This is a genomic window from Pseudomonas sp. R5(2019) (genome assembly GCF_009905435.1).
Lineage (GTDB): Bacteria > Pseudomonadota > Gammaproteobacteria > Pseudomonadales > Pseudomonadaceae > Aquipseudomonas.
Window position 1 is genome coordinate 53501 of the sequence record NZ_JAAAMT010000011.1, and the last position, 15830, is coordinate 69330.

Here is a 15830-nt window from a genome sequence, read left to right on the forward strand (position 1 = left end):
CATATGGCTGCATTGGGTTGCAGTCCTTTGATTACATTTATTGCAGCATCTTCCCTATAATTGCGACAGCGATGCCTAGCTAAATTTCGACGTTCCCCCAAGAACCCGCATGCGGTTTGAGTCGATTTAGCTAGATTGCTTTCGGCCTTGGGGGAAGACATGTTTATCCGCATAACAAATAGCGACGATTTCCAAATAATATTTGAAGTGACGGACTGTCCCAGTCTAAAGGTCGCGATTCAGCTCGCTTGGCAAAAAATCGCCTCTCTGCGGCCTGATCATTTTTCCCATAGCAAAGCGATTCGGGATCAAGTCCAGCTTGAGCCATGCGGCCATGCATCTGTAGGTACCGATGCGCGGGCAATGCTTGAGCGTCTGCTTGCTCAAGCGGTCTCGGACCGGAAAATTCTTCCCGTGACACTAGCCATCCACCTATTTAACCGGCATGCCTACGGAGACTCGTACACGACCGCCGAAGCTATGCAGGGCTCTCGACCTGGCCGCGCCCCGGAGCCGTGGATTATCGCTGGTGGGTATCCGGCTGGTGATTCAATCAAGGTGGATCCGGACACTGAGCTGACTGCAACGAGAAATGGAAACAATCTCCCCAGAATGCTGGAGAAGCTACAGCAAGCAGATAAGCATGCGGCGTTCCTGGTGTCGGTCAATCGACTTCGGAAGAGTGCGTTGAAGGGGGAGGCTTGCCCGGACTAGGCCGTCAGCCCCGGTAATTCTTTTAGCGTGACTCACGCGACCGGTATCTCCTGCAATACATGCATTTGAGTTGAAACTCGTAAATAGTGTGGGAGGCTAGAAGGCAGTTTGGTACAGCTTCCGAACTGATAGGAAGGCGCGGTTTTCGCGCCTATGAATACAGCCGAGACAGGGAATTAAAAGTGATCAATACGTCGAAAGAAAAAGCAGGATTTTTTGCCGAAAATATTCGCTGGATTCAGCCCCTGATTGCAGCGTTCATCTTGTTGGCAGCACCGGGGATAGCTGATCAATTTGGCGGGTTCAAAATTCCCGTCATCGTATCCGGTTCTTTTGCTCTGTTGGCTATCGTTTACGCGGGCATCATGGCCCGGTTGACAGACACCTTGGCGGCCAAGATTTTCATATACGTCGCCATCGCGGCAGGAGCGATTGCACTAGGCGCAAAGCTTCCGCAGTTCATCTAGTCCACGGACCACGAAAAATCGTTGAAGCGAGGGAATGACCATGGCTGCATCAAGCAAAAAAAGTAAGGCGGAACAGTTTCAGGCGGACATGATCCGTTGCCGTGGGATCGAGTTTGCTCGCCTCGGCATGATGGTTGAGGTCGATGGTGACATGGGCACTATCGAAGGCATGAACGGCAGTGCAAACCTTGATGTGCGCTTCACTAACCAGCTCCAGTACGGCAAGCATCTGCACAACTGCCACCCGACTTGGAACGTGAAGTATTTCGACGAGACGGGCACCGTCATTGCACACTTCGACGAGTGCAAATGCGTGTTCCGTCCCGAACGTGCCGCAGCGTAGGAAAAGAACCAATGGCCACGCTGACCTTGGCCCTCAAGGGCGAATACTTCGACGCGATCAAAGCCGGAACCAAGACCGAAGAATTTCGCTTGGTGACGCCGTACTGGCGGCAGCGGCTGGAAGGTCGGATTTACGACCAAATTGAGCTGACCAAGGGCTACCCGAAGCGCGACGACCAAAGCCGTCGCCTGACGCTGCCATGGCAGGGCTACCGCACGACGACATTGACGCATCCGCACTTCGGACCGGAGCCGGTCGAAGTCTTCGCAATCAATGTGCAGCACTGAGAAAACTGTTAAAGGGAAATCCCATGGCCATCTACGAAGAAATGCAAGCACAGCTCCAGGAGCTGGTGGACTTGGTAAAACAGGACGAACAGTACACCGCTGCTGTCGCCTACGGCGCAATCGAAGCCGCTCAGGACACCGCCCAGGCCCACCAGCAGCGTGTAGCTCGTATCGTTGAGCTGAAGCGAAATTACGGGCTCAAGTGAGTCCTCTGCGGCAGAACGGTAAACCCCGCAGCACCACAGCCCCGTCAGTCGGGCTAAGAGCATCGCACCAGGAGAGCATTGGATGAGCCGCGATGAGACATTGGTTGGAGAAGACTTCTTGATGAGCCACGACGCACTGGGTCGTGTGCGTCTGGCCTCAGTCGATACCGATGAAGTGTTGATTGAACTGCCGGGAGGCTTGAAGCTGACTCCCGAACAGCTTGAGGCTATCGGTCATGCGGTAGAGAAGGCACGGCGAAAGGCATACGAAGATGGCCGCACCCGTGGCCAGGAAGACAAAGCGACTGAAATTCGCTTGGCTCTCGGCATTGTGCCGGGAACTCGGTTCTGATCGGAAAAAGAGAGGAAAGGAAGCCATGGCCATGATCGAGCATCCCATTACCCCCGAAGACGAAGCTCGCTATTTTCAGGTGATGACCGACTACAACGACCTGATGCGTAGCCTCGACGTTGGGCCGGTGCCAATGTGCCATTTCACGCCGATGGAGTTCCACGAATGCGACTCCGACCCGAGCGGGCGCAGTGACGGCTATCAGTGTCGGCATTGTGGACACAGCGAAGACAGCACCGAGGCATGGGCGAAAGTGCAGGCCCGCGAAGCCAAGTCGCCCGCTGCCGTTCGACCCGAAACCATGCCCGCGCTCGACAGCGCACCGTTCTAGGAGTCTCCCGCCCAGGTGCGCCCACGCCCAGCCCATGCTGGGCAGCGGCAGTAGGAAAGGCGCGGTTTTCGCGCTCGCAAAATCGAGATTAGGTATGAGCGATCAGACAAAACACTTGGCGGGAATTCTCATTTTCACCGGCCAAGTAGCAACCGCCATCCGCATGTACACCGCATATAACCAAAGCGGCACCGATTTGGATGAGTTCGCACCCAAAGACGTTATGTTCCTTTCGGATACGCTGGTCAGCTTTGAATTCATGGGCGAATACCTTGCGGCTGGTAATACCGCGAAGGTCATCAACTATTGCGACAGCATTGCTCAGTCCCTGAAAACATACATAGGCCAACCGGCGTTTGTGCGCAATCCAGCGGTGAATTTGCAGGCCGCGATTACTCACCTTGTCGCGCTGAAATCGGCGTTTGCCGAACAACTCGCCAGTTAAGGGAAATGGAGGAAGGAATTATGCAGAGCGCGAAGCGCGGTATCGCAATAGCCGCATTTGTAATCGCTGTTACCGGAGCGGCAGCATTTTGGGTTGAGTGGTTGGTAAAAAGCTCGGGTCACTAAACGCAAGCAACCGTTTGCGCGTTGATGTTTTCAAGGATGATAGGAAGTGACAAATGAACTTTGTAGAAACCACCGGATTCGTGTTGTGCATGAGCGGGGTGATTGCGGGCATCGGAGCCATGATTTTTCAGGCTAAGCGATTGGCTTGGACCGCAGTTGTGCCTCTCGTGATGGGGGCTGGCTTTTTGATCTACAGCCTTTAAGTCAAGAAAAGCCGCTGCAATTTGAGCCCGCCGTCGCGGGCTATCGAGGTTAGGGCAATCAACCCGCCTTGGGCTTTGAGCCGTTGGATATGACATTTGCTCTATTGACGTTCTAGAAGCAAGTCGATTTTCTGCTATACCTGAAGACGAAACAGCATCTATCAATTTCAATAAGGGAAGTATTTTATGAGAGCAATACTTGGTTTTGCGTTCTTAATTAGCGTCGGAGCGCATGCCTCACAAGCTACTGAGTCAATCATATTTCTTTCATTGCAACATCCGAAGATTGCCGTCTCCGTCTCTAAGGCCAGCATGCAACTGTCTACGATGATTACAGAAGCTCATTGTACGAATAAGGAAAGTGATAAATCAGAGCCCGGACTATGTGAGGTTATGTCTATACTAAAAAATACCATCGACTTAAATAAAAATTTAGATAAGGTATTGCCGAAAATATATAATGGGGCTGCCGTCTATGAGATAGAAGGAACTAGTGACCTGTATTTTGAGGATTATATCAAATCTGTACAGTCTCAAAATTCTGAATTATCTGAAAGCGATATAGTTGATCAAACAAGTTATGTATTTTCAGTAATAGCTGATCGAGCCAAAGTCCAACCCGATTGAAATTGAGGCCAGTGAATCGCGCTTGCCACTGCGGGCATGAGCAGGAAAACAACGATAGGAACCCAGCCGATGACAAACCTTCCGTTTGACCAGGTAGCCCAAGACCTTCGCAGCGCCGGTATCGATCCCGCCCAGGTAGACCCACATATCGTTGTTGGTCACCGAATAAATGGTGCCGAAACAACGTGGGTGGTTTCCGTAAATGCCGCGACCAACAACACGTTTGAGTTACCTAAGGATGTCAGCCTAACGGCTGTATTTGTTATCGCGCAGGCAGTGATCAAATGGGACATTGCCATGATGGAGGGGCAGAAGCTCAGCAGCGAGGATTACATTCTCACGGCCAAAGCAGCTTTGGCGATGATCGATGGACCTGTGCGACGTATGATCATCGGCGAGCAATGAGAGGAAAAGAGCTATAACTGCCCATGCCCTGCATCCGTGGTACTGGGCCGAGAACCACCACAACCGCAAAGGAACTTCGAACATGAGCCAAGCCAAAGTCGTCACCATCACCGTTGACAACGCCGGCCAGCAAGCCGACGCCCAACTGAGTCATGAGGAAGCCATGGCCTTGGCCCAGTTGGTCAAGCGCCTGACTTGGAACGATATGCGTGGCTGCGCTGTGGATGATGCCGAGACTTACGTTATCCGCGATGCGGTCGGCAAGTTGCAGGATGCCTTGGGCCGTGCCGGTTACGCGCCGCGCTGACTTTTCACACAGGTAGGAAAGTCCCGCCCAGGTACGCCAAAGCCCAGCCCATCGAGTTGGGCAGCGGCAGTAGAAACGGCGCGGTTTTCGCGTCCGGATACAAAGGATAAGCGCATGTCTAAATGGAAGTCATATTTGCCGTTTGTAATCATTATTTTGGTTGGATTTGGTGCAGGTAACATAGCCGACTCTCTCAGGTTCCGACCGGATAGCATGGGAGTTGGCAGCGCAATGTTGGCCACAGTTTTCTTCCTCTACAAAGTATGGTCAGGTCGCCCAATTGCCAAGCGGTCTGACGGTTGAGGAAAAGTTCGCTGCACGCACGGCCCTTGACTGGGCCTGTTGCAGTGCCAGGGTGCGGGTTTCGCGTCTGCGACATACAGGTAAAGCCCCTTGCCGCCATTCAACTACAGGTTTAGGAGTAAACAGGGATGTACAAGCGGAGTTTTCTAAGTGTCGCGATGCTGGGTTTTGCGCTTGTCGGCTGCCAGAGCAATCAGCAAGGCCGGGGTGAGTATGCGGCTGACGCGAATTATCTTGGCAAGAGTTATGTAGTCACAAAAGATCAGGCGTACATGGGAATCCGTGACGCCTTGATGGACGGTCAAAAAGTAACAGTCGTGCAAACCTTTAGATCTCCTCAAGGATTGCTGCTTGTAAAAGTTGCAGGCGATACGGGAAAAGTGATCTTAGATAAGCCTTACAGTTTGGGCGATCTGGGGCTGGTTGATGAGATTGGCGACCCAGTTCAAAAATCTGTAGATGAGAACAAGGTTCGGGCAGGGGTACTCGGAAAGCAACAGCACGGTTATGGCAGAAAGCTGTTCGGCGATGATTACAGCTATACCTCCACTGTCGAAAATACACGGCTCGACGGCCCGGTAGCACACGGTGAAAATCGGCGAGAGGGTCTGGGTGCTATTTGTACCAAAGGAACAGTATTCCTGACTGTGAAACAATCCGATATTATCGCGGCCCCAGGTAGCTCGGTTTCATATCGTATTTATGTAGATCGGCAGCAAACGTACGATGTGCCAGCGCAAATGGCAACGTACTCTGCTCTTGTATCTACGCCGCCGAAGGCTCTTGTTGATGATCTTCTATCCGGAAGGGAAGGTATCCTTAAAATTGTCACTCCGACTACTGTTCGCACCGTAAATTTCAGGCTTGATGGGTTTGCAGAAATGTACTCACGAGTTCGAAACAATTGTTCCATCTAAGTTAGTTAAGATGCACATAATTGCCAAAGACTCTCCATTAGTCTCTGGCAATTATCCGTCGGCTATCCTGTCTCAGGGCAGTCGTTGACGTTCGATGGTCATTATCTGCAACAGCATGTGGAGGGCAATTAGATTGCCGCCGACCTGATCGCGCCACGCTTGATGGGTGCTTTTGTAAAGCTCATCGATTTCCTTCATCACCTGGCGATAGCGGACGACCTCAAGGATCAGGCGGTGTATGTCGGGGTCGGCGTGCTGCCTCCAGAGGGCACGCAGTTCCTTTTTCGTGACCGTATCGAAGGACGGTAATTCGCGGGTCATGATTGCAACCTGTTTGCTGTACATATGAACAGTATGTTGGCAGGCGCTCGCCGTGGCTACTGCCAGTAATCGATAAGCGATACTCATGACCTGGCTGGCACCTCATTGCAGGATGGACAGGGCTGCGCCGAAGGTGTGATCTATTAATCGAGTAATCAGATCAGGGGAACCATCGACCATGACTGCGCTCGACCAAAAGCTACGTCTTCCTTTCGTCTTCGACGACGGCGGTAGAGCCGAGGCGGGCTTTCGCGGGAAAGCAGACGACTGCGTTGTGCGCGCAGTGGCGATTGCGAGCGACCGTCCCTATGCCGAGGTTTATGCGGCCATCGCAAAAGGTGTAGGCGCTGAACGCGGTAGTAAGGGCGCGACAGCGAGGCGCGGAGTGGACACCCGGCGCAAATGGTTTCGAGATTTCATGTACGAGCTTGGTTTTTCCTGGGTGCCAACTATGCAGGTCGGTCAGGGCTGCACCACGCACCTTTCGCAAGGTGAATTACCGTTGGGGCGGCTGGTCGTGAAGCTCAGCCGACATACTGCTGCTGTGGTCAATGGGGTGATCCGCGATACCTACGACCCCTCGCGGGTAACTGAGGTCATCAACGCTGATGGGAGTGTTCGGGTCGCTCACCGTTGTGTTTATGGCTACTGGGTGTGGTCGGCAGTCCGACCTGTAGCCTGAGGTGATCAGTGCAAGGTCACTGGCCAGTGCCGACCTTTGCATCTCATCTGGCAGATCTAGCGGCCCGAGTCTTTAGGATATACTGTTGTTATATACAGTATATTTTGAGGACATATCCAATGCCTGAGATGAACGTTGGCGCTCCCGGTTTGCAGCCGAGTAAGGCCGAGGCTGTTGCGCGGTGGGAAGCGTTGCTGCGTGACAAACAAGCACTGCTCGCGAAACCTGGTGCACACCATAAAGCGCTTCTTCAGCAGGCCCATGCGCTGCACCTGGCGAATGTGATCAGCAAAGAGGAACTCAGTGATCTGTTGGAGCATGCCGACGGAGCACTGGCGTTCGCTTTGGAAGCGCTCATTGATTGTGAAAGTAGCGATTAGGTCAGGCGCGGCCCCTGTGAAGGGGCCGGTGGTTGGGAAACCGAGTGGCGTTCGCTACGGCCTTCAAGAAACGATCGGTGGAGAGTACACAGGGACAAGGGCGCATTGCTCGATAAACGCTACCACCGCTTCCTTGGAAGGCTCTTCAATCCCGTGAAAGTTGTAGAACTCAAACTGCTCTTCATCCTCGTTCCACAATGCCAGTTCATCACTGTCAAACGACCAGCGCTGGCCATTGTGATTGAATTCAGACCATTGGCCCACGGTCGGGATGCTCGGGGCTGTGCTTTCGTCGCATCGCTTCTCACCGTCGCACACGCTACGAAAATCGATCTGCTCGACATCCATGAACGTCGGCGCGGCGAGCACTTCTGCTGCGTTCTCTTCATCTTCCCAACCGCGAGGGTCGAAGTCGCCAACATACACCGCACGGGTACTATCGTCGCTCAATGTAGCGCACAGCAACGCGCCATCCTGCAAGAGTGCCACCTCGTTGTTACCCAAGACCAAGGCTTTACCCGGATTCGGCTCAAGCAACTTGGTATATCCATCAAACATTTGATAGAACGTGACTTCAGCCGTGTTAGGTTCTTCGAGGTTGCAGCCAACTTCAGAGTGAGCAACGAGCACTTTAACGCAGGGTTCAGTAGAAGGCATTTCTAGTTCCTCAGTGATTAGTTTCAATGAAACTAACGTACCCCATAAGTTTCGGCTTTCAAGTGGTGCCGTAACAAAGTATGCAATAAATTATTTGTCGTAAAATTTGTAGAGCCATGTACTTGCATCTGTGTTTTTTTATAGGACACTATGCTTTTCGAATTAGGAGTTTGCCCAATGGAAGACAATTGGATAATTGGAGAGCCACCGAAAAATAAAGATGTTTGTTGGCTTCTTATAAGAGGTTGTGTGGTTGAGCGGGGCGAGTCCGAAACCAACGTAGTATTGGCCGTACACGACGGCCAAACGTGGTGTGAGGCGGGCTGCTGGCGTGGGGTGAGTTGCCTGGAACCGATTTACGACGACATTCTTGCGTATCGGGACTACGTAATCCCTGAGCCCCCGGCGCTAGAGGCTCTAAATCTCGTCAAATCGGCGTGGTGAACGATCTACATCCAACGCCCCGCAAGGGGCGTGCCCTCGTTAGGCCTCCTGCGCATAACCCCGTCGCTTGTCCTCGAACTCCTGTCGGGCTTTGGCCGAACTGAGTGGTCTCGCGCAATCGATCCCTTGCTGCATGAACTCTTCGACTGTTACCAAACCGAGCTTCACAGCCAGCGACGGCGAACGCAGCGGATCAGCATAGAGCGGCGAACTGCCGATCAGTGATAGCGTTTCTACGCTGCCTACGGCGTGACCTAGGGGAAATGCCGCAGCCTTGGGCAACTCGAAGACTGGTTTGTTGTTCGTCTGAGTGCCGGTATCCAGCAGATTGACCAGCTCGTAGAAGCGAAACTTTGCGAACAACTCCCGGTGAGTGCTGATGGCGCTATTTATTAACCCATACCAACGGGCTTTGGACGCTTGCTCTCGCGTGCGCTTGGCGCGGTGTACAGCTTGGAAGTAATTGAGGTCTCCCATGTTGGAGTAATACACCTCGACTTCGGTACAAGCGCGCAGAACCGCCATGGACTCCCGAGTAATTAAGGAGTTCTCCTGAAGACTTGCGAAACGATCATACCCACTGAGGGCAAAAGAGAAAAACTTGGAGGCCCGTTCAAAAGTCTGCCAGTCGTCGTGTTGGCCTACGCCCTGGTATGAGGTGACAGCGGTTACCAAATTGTCACGGATGGACTTGGAAACTAATGAATTGACCTTCATTTAAAATTACATCCTTGAAATTAGTATTCTCTTTATACCATTAGTGCTAGCTATTGAGAATCGAATTTTTAGTGGTACAACTAGTGACATGGCTTTCTTCTATAAGGGTTTAAGGTGCTGAAAAACATTCATGATAGACACCTTGCGAGAGCGTTGAACCGCTACTTGGGAACTGTTGATCCGATGCGTCCATGCGCAGAAAACAAGTTCGCTGGTGGGTATGGTTGCCGGTGGTGCGATAGCACGAATCGTTGGGTAGTGGTGCTGCCTGGGGAAGCAACCGAGAAGATCGACCACATCGAAAACCACTTCAGACTTCACGGCCTGGAGACATTCAGGCTCCCCACAGGAAATGGCACTGGGGTTGAATTGAGTGGTTACGTACAAGAGGAGGGGTTGAGGTTTCAATAAAATAGCTTTTTATCCTATCCATGTAGGCGCGAGGTGCTTGTTCCCCCAACCTCCGCGCTCTGGTGATCAAGGCGATGAAGCTAGCGCAAGATTGGGTAAGGTGCGAAAGTACGCGACGAAAAACTTAGGAGAGGTGCCTTATGTCGTACGGTAAATTCTTGATCTTGATTGTGCTTTGTTTTGCGGTGGCAACGCCGTACCTCATGAAGCATCGCAATGCCCAGGCCGAAGCCGAGAAGTTGGCGCTGTACTGTAAAGTCGCTCCTGAGAAGGCCAGACTTGATGGGGTAGATTGCAAAACGCTAACGCGAAAGTTGTAGTCACGCTTAGTAAGCAGTCGGCCATGAATAATTTATCTGCCAGCTATTGAAACCGGATTTTTTTGTTGTTCAATGGAATAAACAAGCCGTCAGAGTATTACCAACATGAGCAAGCAAAACCGCACCATTTACGAAAAGAAGTACCTGGGCGCTGTCAGCATCTGGGAGACCTGGTTAACTGAAGCGCGGGCTGATTCCGATGGCAAAGCAGTCGAGGAATGCACGCAGATCATCGACGAACTCAAAGGTAAAAACACCGGACTGCTGCAAGCGCTCGATGCATATGACGCGCAGGGTCTCGGCGTAACCTTCGTCAGTGGCAGTAACGATTCGTGGGCGATGATCATTCTCGATGCGACGGAGAACACTGCTACTGCCCAAACCTCCAGCTTCCGCTATCAACTGTTCGACCGCCGCGGCTTTGTGGGCCATGGGGTCTACCCTTCGCCCTACGCGGCGATTGCCGAAGTATTTGATATGGGCTACGCCATTACCTGCGCAAGCCCGCTCGATGAGCTGGCGAGCACCGAGGAATGGAAACAGGGCATGGTTGTGACCGAGGCCGCGCAAAACTCGTGGCGTACCGCTGCTGGCGGTAATTGAACGGGGGCAGTATGAGTCGCATGCAAACCATTGGCATTGTTATCTCTCAAAAGCAGGGCAGCACCACGGTGTTTGTCTGCTCTGCTCCCCGGCCAAACTTTCAGGTAGAGGTCATCGCTCGAAACCGATTCGAAGCGATGCAGAGTCCGAACCTCCTGGTAGCGTTCGAGAAAGCGATGCAGGAAAGTGCTAGAGTACGAGTGCTGTGAGGTTCTGGTATCGCTTCAGTGCGCGGAAGTTTGACCAAAAGCTATGACTCGGTGAACCCAGTAGTGAAATGCCAGAATCTCGCGAGTGGTGAATACCTTTAATCGTGAGGCGCTTGATGTTAAACGATGCAAGTAGAGCATTTGCCTTTGGTGAGATGCATACTGAAATTTCAAAGTTATTCCAAAATTATGAAAATGTACTGATCATGGAAAGGGAGGATTATGAACATTACTCCTCGCCAATCGAGTTCGAACGTAGCTCAGTGCATTTGGATATTCGCGATTGCAGTTTAAAAGCCGGTGACGATTTTGCCGTACGCACAATGACAATGCGTGGCGACCCGGTTCTGAAAATTAGCTTCCGAAAAGCAGTGCGTTTCATCGTTTCTTACTCGGACAGTATGCTTGTAGTCGATGAACCTGGACAACGCCTGCTAATTTTTCGGGACTACAATAAAGTGTGTTGTCTGTTTGGTTGTCTTTGGGGCGATCAAAGTACCATGCTGACGGAAACCAATCGAATGCTGAAGTCTCGAATAACTTGGGCCAACGGCGTGATTAAATTAAAGAAGATATTAGAAAAAGGGTAGATTGAATTGGACGCTATCCCGGCCCCATCATCAGATATTGATCCAGCCAGCATTGCTGACCCGCTGTCGGCGGTTGCTGAGCATTCCCCGGCTGGCAATATCATTGGTGCCAAAAATGATTTTGAGGCTGTGCGTGCTTGGATGAAGGCCAAAGGTCTCCGTTCTCGGCACACGTTCAAGAGCTATAAAACAGAAGCAAAGAAGCTTCTGATTTGGATGATGGAAAAGCGCCTTAACTTGAATTCGCTCAACGTTGAGCATGTGCATGATTTCTACAATCATCTGGGTAACCCCCCTAAACACTGGATCAGACCGGCGAAGGCGAAGAGCGGAGAAAAGCTTGCCGATACTCAGTTGCTTAGGGCTGCTGTGTCGAACGAGTCAATCTGCTTCAGCCGTACCGTTCTGATTGGCCTCTGCCGCTATCTGATCGCTGCCGGGTACATGCGGCTCAACCCTTTCGAACTTTCCCACAAGCCAACTGTGGTGGTGCACGCGGACCAGGATCGCTTCCTTTCCGTCGAGGCGTGGGACTACCTGTGGATGTTCATTCTGGGGATGGCCAACCGGACGCCCCTTGAGAAAAAGCATGCAGATCGTGTTCGCTGGGTCTTTGCCTTGTTCTATCACACCGGGCTGCGGTGCGAGGAAGTAGCGAATGGCAGGATGAGCGATTTTGTACGCCGTGACATTACCTGGCAGTTGAAGGTGGTCGGAAAGGGATCCAAGGCGCGGCTTGTAACGATCAACTCGATGTTGCTGGCTGAACTGATGCGCTTCAGGAAAATTTGTGGCTTGCCCGTTTACCCACTGCCCGCCGAAAGCTTTCCGTTGGTGCCGCGTCAGTCGTACAAGGGTGGAGTAGGGGTGTCCCCTCGTACGATTCAGGCGATTATCACTGAAGTCGGCCAGCGAGCAGCGGCAAGCTGCCTGGATCCGCAGATCGCGGAACAAGTGGCTGCCATGTCGGCGCACTGGCTCAGGCATACCAACGCCACCCACCGGTTGATGGTCGGGGCTAGTCTCGAAACGACACAAGATGAACTCGGCCACGCAGATCCTCGCACGACGCGGATTTACGCCAAGACATCCAGTGTGGCAAGGAAAGACGACGCTGAGAAACTAGCAGAGCTTCACAAAGGAAAAGAGCAACAACCATAGTTACAAACTTATCTGCGTAACAGTATTTAATCCGTTCTATTAATCAATGGCTGCATTCGGCTGCCTGAAAGTCGGGTATTGGAGTACTTATGAAAATTTTTTACGTCAAAGACGAAACCGGTTCTGGAGTTGGTTTTGCTTCAGAGGCAGATGCACGCTACGCAGCAACTGGGGAAGCGCAGGGACTCTTCGTAAACGAACTGGCGGTACAGTTTCGGCGGATTGCCGGTGCCAAAAAAGGCACGGTATTACCGGTCGTTGTTGTCGAAATCCCAGATGGTGAAAAAATTCTGGAAACTGCGCAATAAATTGCAAGAAGCGGAGAATTCGGAGTCGAAAAGGAATGTAGGATTCAGCCCGATAATGGAGGAGTGGGTTTATGGGCGAGCACAGTACAACAACCAATCAGGCAGCCGGTAAGGGTAAGAAGTGGTTAACAGGCCTAACGCTATCGCTGTCCGCTACGGCGCTGGCTGTTTCCATGCTGAACTACCAACGAACCTCAAATGTGTTGGCAGAAGGGCAACTGCTTTCCCAGCGGGTGCAGGCCGTAAAGCCATGGGCGTACAGCGCGGGTGAATTGGCATCGGCACTAGCGACCTATGGTGTGTCCCGACCGGACAAGCGGGCGGTGGTGCCGGGGCTTGAGTTGGTTAACGCTGAACGCTCCTACGGCAGCGCAACATCCAAGTTCACCATCATCGAGTACTCGGACTTCGAATGTCCGGCATGTCGGGCACACTTCCCGGAGCTGATCAACCTGGTGGACTCTTCGGGAGGAAACATCTCCGTCGTCTTCAAGCACGTTCCCGTTCACGGCAAGACCTCTATGAACGAGGCGATTGCGGCCGAGTGTGCCGCCCTGCAGGACGGCAACAATGGTTTCTTCAAAATGGCCGGACTGATTTTCGAGACCACGGAAGGAAACGGCGCGGGCGTGGTCAGGCCGGTTGGTCAACTGGCAAAGGAGCTCAACCTGGACCACCGAGAGTTTATGCGTTGCATGGATCAGCAAACGCCAATCGGTAAGGTGCGTGCAGACCTCGATGAGGCCATCGGTTTGGGCATTCAACAAACGCCTAGCTCTCTGCTTGTTTACAAGGATCGCCATGCGCTGTTGCAAGGCATGTACTCGGGCGAGCAGCTGATGGAAGCGCTCGCTGAGCTGACCAAAGCGGATGGTGAGCCAGCGAAAAAAGCGAATGCCAGGGAACCGCAGTAAATGAAGCTTTCCCCAAGGGCACGAAACAGCTTGATCATGGTTGGTGTCGGGGCCGTCGTGATTGCAGCATTGGCGTACAGGCCGCTAATAGACTCCACCCGCAATACAAAAACGGCTTCTGCAACCATTACCTCAGGGGCAGATGCCGGAAGCATTCGACCCATTATCGATGACTCGCAATCGTTTAAAGGCCGTACTCAAGGGGCAACGCCAGAAGCGTCCACCGGCATGCCACTACCGGGGGCGGCAGTGCTGCAAGTCGGCTTTTCACCCGGACCCGGAGGGCTCCGTGTAGTGCTGAACATGATCAATGGGGCCGAGCATGAACTTCGACTCGCGGCGTATTCGTTTACCAGCCCTGAAGTCGTAAAGGCATTGATCGCAGCCAAGAGACGTGGTGTTGATGTGAAAGTGGTTGTTGATAAAAAAGGCAACGCCTCAAACAGCGCAAGTCGCCAGGCTCTCAACTTGTTAGTGAACAACGGAATATCTGTACGATTGAATGGCAAGTATCAAATTCATCATGACAAATTCGTCGTATCAGATAGAGCGCACTTGCAGACCGGTTCATTCAACTATTCGAGATCCGCTGAAACTCGCAATAGCGAGAATGTTTTAGCAATATGGAATGTACCTGAGTTAGCGAAACAATATTTAAACCACTGGGAGTCCCGGTACTCCGACGGTGTTCTTTGGCAATCGGCTTATTAGATCGAGGATGGAACCAATGCAAACTGAAAATGAACAGCCCGAAGAACTCGGCGGCGCCACAGAGAGCATCGTAGGTGAGCAGCGGCCAAAAAAAATACTGATGACGCCACGGCTGAAAAAAACTTTGCTGGGCGTGGCTATGGCCGCTGCCGGGGCGGCGGCAGTCTATAGCCTGCTGCCTGGTGGTGAGGAAAAGGTTCAGCCCCAAACATCTTTGAGTTCTGACTCTGGTGTTGTAGAGCCGGTCGTTGCAGCGGCGCAGGAGCAGCCGACTGAAACCAGCGACGAAGTGAATGAGCCAATAGACAGCTCGATAACAACCAAACCGGTGTTGAGCCTCTTGGGCAAGCCGGTCACGGATGGTGAGCCCCTGGACTCGACGGGAACGACCGCTGAGCCAATGGTTGAGCCTGAAGTCGCTAAGGCACCCGTTGAGCCCGAAGTCGTCAAGCCACTGGTGACTGAGGACAAGCCCTCAACAGAACAAGGTCAGTTGCCGCCAAAGGCGAAGCCCGAGATGGTGCTTGAGCAGCCCGCACCCGAAGCGATCGGCTCGCAGGGTAGTGCCTCCAGTGCCGTACCAGCCAAGAACCAACCTAACCCGGAACAGGAAGCCATCGCGCTCCGCGAAGCGGCGTCAGCGGCGTTCAATCACGTTCCAGGCAGCAGCATTGCGGCGGCTTACAAGCGTGATAAGCCCGAGGTGGCCATATCGTCCAATCAGCCCCCTGCCAGCAGCACCATAGCCCCAGCAGTAACAAATGGCAGCTATGGTGCGCCACAAGGTGTAACGGTCTACCGAGATCCATCGCCAGAGACCGTCGTCGGGAAAGTGGTGAAACTCAAGCATTCCAGCGAGCAGGTCTATTTCCTGAAGGTAGCAAAAGACCTGCCGACGAAAATTCGACTCTTGCCGGATCCGAAGGGGAAACTGATTTCATTCCTGTCGAACGACCAAGACTGGGTGGTAAAGCAGTTCAATCAGGGGGTCGTGATCGTCGAGCGGAAGCCGAATGCCTCATCGACTTCGGTAGCGGATTTGCTGATCCAACATGGTGACAGGTTCTATTCGTTCACCCTGGCGTTGACTAGGAACCCGGCTGAACGCGACAACATGATCATCTTCGAAAAATAGCTTTATCCAGCGAGAGGTTATGTAAAGATCTAACGCAACTACGCAGCGTCGGTGGAGCTTGATTTGTTGGAGAACCTGTGCTTACATTTCCTCAAATCAAGCCTTACAGACAGGCTTAGCAACAGAAAATTTGCAGAAATTCTAATATGTAGCAGCGCTACATATCTGATGCTGGCATCGCACCAGTAAAAATAAAGCGACTAAAACCTTAAAAATGATTTTTTGATCCAAAAAA

The 15830-nt window shown here is 52.4% G+C and carries 25 protein-coding genes; 22 read left to right on the forward strand and 3 right to left on the reverse strand.

All coding sequences use genetic code 11. The features are described 5' to 3' along the window. Positions 1-159: 159 nt before the first annotated feature. The 13 genes from GUY40_RS09805 to GUY40_RS09865 all read left to right on the forward strand — a co-directional run bounded on the left by GUY40_RS09805 (position 160) and on the right by GUY40_RS09865 (position 6032). Complete coding sequence (locus GUY40_RS09805; RefSeq protein ID WP_166568748.1) at positions 160-714, forward strand: hypothetical protein; 555 nt, start codon at positions 160-162, stop codon at positions 712-714. A gap of 182 nt (positions 715-896) precedes the next feature. Continuing rightward, positions 897-1181, forward strand: coding sequence for a hypothetical protein (locus tag GUY40_RS09810; protein WP_166568749.1), 285 nt, complete (start codon positions 897-899; stop codon positions 1179-1181). A gap of 40 nt (positions 1182-1221) precedes the next feature. Then, entirely contained in the window at positions 1222-1524 is a 303-nt protein-coding gene (locus GUY40_RS09815) for a hypothetical protein (protein ID WP_166568750.1), read from the forward strand. Positions 1525-1535: 11 nt separating this feature from the next. Next, positions 1536-1811 (forward strand): ASCH domain-containing protein, encoded by a 276-nt coding sequence (locus GUY40_RS09820; RefSeq protein WP_166568751.1) that lies wholly within the window; start codon positions 1536-1538, stop codon positions 1809-1811. 23 nt (positions 1812-1834) lie between these two features. Continuing rightward, positions 1835-2017: a hypothetical protein gene (locus tag GUY40_RS09825; RefSeq protein WP_166568752.1), complete on the forward strand. Its 183-nt coding sequence runs from the start codon at positions 1835-1837 to the stop codon at positions 2015-2017. 82 nt (positions 2018-2099) lie between these two features. After that, the gene (locus tag GUY40_RS09830; protein ID WP_166568753.1) at positions 2100-2369 is read left to right on the forward strand and encodes a hypothetical protein; all 270 of its coding nucleotides are present in this window, start codon (positions 2100-2102) and stop codon (positions 2367-2369) included. Between the two features lie 31 nt (positions 2370-2400). Next, positions 2401-2700: a hypothetical protein gene (locus GUY40_RS09835; RefSeq protein WP_178117758.1), complete on the forward strand. Its 300-nt coding sequence runs from the start codon at positions 2401-2403 to the stop codon at positions 2698-2700. 94 nt (positions 2701-2794) lie between these two features. Then, positions 2795-3145 carry a hypothetical protein gene (locus GUY40_RS09840; protein ID WP_166568754.1) on the forward strand — a complete coding sequence of 117 codons (351 nt, stop codon included), beginning with the start codon at positions 2795-2797 and terminating at the stop codon, positions 3143-3145. Between the two features lie 178 nt (positions 3146-3323). Then, positions 3324-3473: a hypothetical protein gene (locus GUY40_RS09845; protein WP_166568755.1), complete on the forward strand. Its 150-nt coding sequence runs from the start codon at positions 3324-3326 to the stop codon at positions 3471-3473. A 186-nt stretch (positions 3474-3659) separates the two neighbouring features. Next, the gene (locus tag GUY40_RS09850) at positions 3660-4100 is read left to right on the forward strand and encodes a hypothetical protein (RefSeq protein ID WP_166568756.1); all 441 of its coding nucleotides are present in this window, start codon (positions 3660-3662) and stop codon (positions 4098-4100) included. A gap of 69 nt (positions 4101-4169) precedes the next feature. Then, complete coding sequence (locus tag GUY40_RS09855) at positions 4170-4505, forward strand: hypothetical protein (RefSeq protein WP_166568757.1); 336 nt, start codon at positions 4170-4172, stop codon at positions 4503-4505. An 82-nt stretch (positions 4506-4587) separates the two neighbouring features. Then, complete coding sequence (locus GUY40_RS09860; RefSeq protein WP_166568758.1) at positions 4588-4812, forward strand: hypothetical protein; 225 nt, start codon at positions 4588-4590, stop codon at positions 4810-4812. Between the two features lie 431 nt (positions 4813-5243). Then, complete coding sequence (locus tag GUY40_RS09865; protein WP_166568759.1) at positions 5244-6032, forward strand: hypothetical protein; 789 nt, start codon at positions 5244-5246, stop codon at positions 6030-6032. A gap of 72 nt (positions 6033-6104) precedes the next feature. Here the strand turns inward: GUY40_RS09865 and GUY40_RS09870 are convergent, their stop codons facing one another. Continuing rightward, the gene (locus GUY40_RS09870; RefSeq protein ID WP_166568701.1) at positions 6105-6440 is read right to left on the reverse strand and encodes a hypothetical protein; all 336 of its coding nucleotides are present in this window, start codon (positions 6438-6440) and stop codon (positions 6105-6107) included. A gap of 91 nt (positions 6441-6531) precedes the next feature. Between GUY40_RS09870 and GUY40_RS09875 the strand changes: the two genes are divergently transcribed. After that, the gene (locus GUY40_RS09875; RefSeq protein ID WP_166568760.1) at positions 6532-7035 is read left to right on the forward strand and encodes a hypothetical protein; all 504 of its coding nucleotides are present in this window, start codon (positions 6532-6534) and stop codon (positions 7033-7035) included. A 128-nt stretch (positions 7036-7163) separates the two neighbouring features. Beyond that, on the forward strand, positions 7164-7415 hold the full coding sequence (locus GUY40_RS09880) for a hypothetical protein (RefSeq protein ID WP_166568841.1): 252 nt from the start codon (positions 7164-7166) through the stop codon (positions 7413-7415). Positions 7416-7478: 63 nt separating this feature from the next. Here GUY40_RS09880 and GUY40_RS09885 read toward each other — a convergent pair whose 3' ends face one another. Continuing rightward, positions 7479-8072, reverse strand: a complete 594-nt coding sequence (locus tag GUY40_RS09885) for a hypothetical protein (RefSeq protein ID WP_166568761.1) — start codon at positions 8070-8072, stop codon at positions 7479-7481. A gap of 483 nt (positions 8073-8555) precedes the next feature. Beyond that, the gene (locus GUY40_RS09890; RefSeq protein WP_166568762.1) at positions 8556-9233 is read right to left on the reverse strand and encodes a hypothetical protein; all 678 of its coding nucleotides are present in this window, start codon (positions 9231-9233) and stop codon (positions 8556-8558) included. Positions 9234-10069: 836 nt separating this feature from the next. Here GUY40_RS09890 and GUY40_RS09895 point away from each other — a divergent pair. From GUY40_RS09895 to GUY40_RS09925, 7 genes are all read left to right on the forward strand, one after another. Then, positions 10070-10567 carry a hypothetical protein gene (locus GUY40_RS09895; RefSeq protein ID WP_166568763.1) on the forward strand — a complete coding sequence of 166 codons (498 nt, stop codon included), beginning with the start codon at positions 10070-10072 and terminating at the stop codon, positions 10565-10567. 325 nt (positions 10568-10892) lie between these two features. Continuing rightward, positions 10893-11366, forward strand: a complete 474-nt coding sequence (locus GUY40_RS09900; RefSeq protein ID WP_166568764.1) for a hypothetical protein — start codon at positions 10893-10895, stop codon at positions 11364-11366. A 6-nt stretch (positions 11367-11372) separates the two neighbouring features. Further along, positions 11373-12527: a tyrosine-type recombinase/integrase gene (locus GUY40_RS09905; RefSeq protein WP_166568765.1), complete on the forward strand. Its 1155-nt coding sequence runs from the start codon at positions 11373-11375 to the stop codon at positions 12525-12527. 89 nt (positions 12528-12616) lie between these two features. Then, positions 12617-12835, forward strand: a complete 219-nt coding sequence (locus tag GUY40_RS09910) for a hypothetical protein (RefSeq protein ID WP_166568766.1) — start codon at positions 12617-12619, stop codon at positions 12833-12835. A 71-nt stretch (positions 12836-12906) separates the two neighbouring features. Then, entirely contained in the window at positions 12907-13749 is an 843-nt protein-coding gene (locus tag GUY40_RS09915; RefSeq protein ID WP_166568767.1) for a thioredoxin domain-containing protein, read from the forward strand. Then, complete coding sequence (locus GUY40_RS09920) at positions 13750-14460, forward strand: phospholipase D family protein (RefSeq protein ID WP_256675691.1); 711 nt, start codon at positions 13750-13752, stop codon at positions 14458-14460. A 16-nt stretch (positions 14461-14476) separates the two neighbouring features. Beyond that, positions 14477-15595, forward strand: a complete 1119-nt coding sequence (locus GUY40_RS09925; RefSeq protein WP_166568768.1) for a hypothetical protein — start codon at positions 14477-14479, stop codon at positions 15593-15595. The last annotated feature ends 235 nt before the right edge of the window (positions 15596-15830 follow it).